This is a genomic window from Halorubrum sp. Atlit-26R (genome assembly GCF_003666015.1).
Taxonomy (GTDB): domain Archaea; phylum Halobacteriota; class Halobacteria; order Halobacteriales; family Haloferacaceae; genus Halorubrum.
Window position 1 is genome coordinate 1 of record NZ_QPLT01000125.1, and the last position, 947, is coordinate 947.

Genomic DNA, 947 nt, shown 5'->3' on the forward strand with positions numbered 1-947 from the left:
CCGCGAACGCGTCGTCTGACGTCTTGTCGTCAATGGGCGGCGCCTCGCCGTTGACCGCCTCGATGGTAGCGCTGAAGGAGGCGGGTTCTAACACCGTGAAGTTCTGCTCGGCCTCGAAGACCTCGCCGTCCTCGTTTTCGGCCTGAAGCGTGTACTCGCCCGGCTCGACGCCGAACGCGTCGGTGTCAACCGTGGGTTCGGAGATATTGAACCCGCCGTCTTCCAGCTCGACGTCGGAGACGTTGTCGAGCGCGACGACGTTGCTCTCGTTTCCGACCTCGACTAGCTCGAGCGAGACGTTCTGCGTCGCGTTGACGCCGCCGGTGTTCTCGATGTCGAGCGTCACCGTCGCGTTCTCGCCCTCGACGACTTCGAGGTCCGAGAAGGCCTCGACCACGTCGACCTCGAAGAACGCCGGGTCGTTGATCTGGACGGACCGAGCGTCGAGGTCGTCGCCGGTACTGGCGAAGACACGGTTGTCTCCCTCGCTGGCATCGACCTGGAAGTCGAGCGTGCGCGCTTCGCCACCGGTGAGTGTCACCGACCGACTGTCGGCGTTCCCGTTCAGACGGACCTCGACCCTCCGAGTCCCTTTGATGTCTCCGATGTTCTCGACATCGACGCTGACGTTGAGCGTCTCGTCGAAGGTTACCGGGTCGTTCGTCTCGTTGATCGAGACCGTGAACTCGTCTTCCGCGTTCAGCGGTTGGATCGTCGTGGCCGAAGTGTTGTCGCTCGCGACCGTGAACGCGATCTCGGGCGCGTCGCCCACCTCGGTGTCGATCCCGTCGAACGTCACGACGGTCGTGTTGTCACCGGGGAGCTCTTCGACCTCCTCGCTGTCGAGAAGCTCACCGTTCCGACGGAGTTCGATCGTCTGCGTTCCGTTCAGGTCGCCGAGGTTCTCGACGGAGGCGTTGAGTTCAAGGGACTCGCCCTCGGTGACC

At 63.5% G+C, this 947-nt stretch carries 1 pseudogene; it reads right to left on the minus strand.

Annotation, left to right across the window (positions count from 1 at the left end):
• Positions 1-947: pseudogene (locus DVK07_RS22880) on the minus strand (hypothetical protein); the annotation flags it as partial.